The following is a 511-nucleotide window of genomic DNA, read 5'->3' as shown; positions in this document are numbered from 1 at the left end:
CTCCACAATAACAGTCTCTGGAGGATCATTCGATGGAAAAACTGATGGGGTATATGCTAAAGAAGGCAGCACCATTAATTTAACCGGCGATGCTAAAATTACATCAACTGATGGTTATGGACTCCATGCAGAAGGCTCAGGGTCTAAGATCACTAAGGAGAAAGAAACCGTAACTGGGAAACAAGCTGCATTATTTGCAGAAAAAGGCGGACAGATTGATGTCACGGACGTTACTTTAACAACAACAGACGGCAGCGGAACTGGTGCAAAAGCCGATGGCGCTGACAGCATGATTACATTAAAAGGCAAAACAACCATTAAAAAAGTTACTAACGGGCTTCAGGCAGTAGGCGGTGCTGCAATTACTAGCAAAGATTTAACGATAACCCTTAATGAAGCTGGAGAATCTAATGTTGGTGTGTCCGTCCAAGACTCTAATAGCAAGATTGAGTTAAATGGAAAAACAACCATTAAAAACGCCACAAACCATGGTCTTATGGCAGTAAATGGT

At 42.1% G+C, this 511-nt stretch carries 1 pseudogene; it reads left to right on the top strand.

Features of this window, described 5'->3' with window-relative positions:
- Positions 1–511: pseudogene (locus tag ACFIKD_RS09800) on the top strand (autotransporter outer membrane beta-barrel domain-containing protein); the annotation flags it as partial.

The organism is Bartonella sp. CR84HXZ, from assembly GCF_042194535.1.
GTDB classification, from domain to species: domain Bacteria; phylum Pseudomonadota; class Alphaproteobacteria; order Rhizobiales; family Rhizobiaceae; genus Bartonella; species Bartonella grahamii.
Note: the sequence above shows the minus strand (reverse complement) of the source record. Positions and strands in the feature narration are given on the sequence as shown.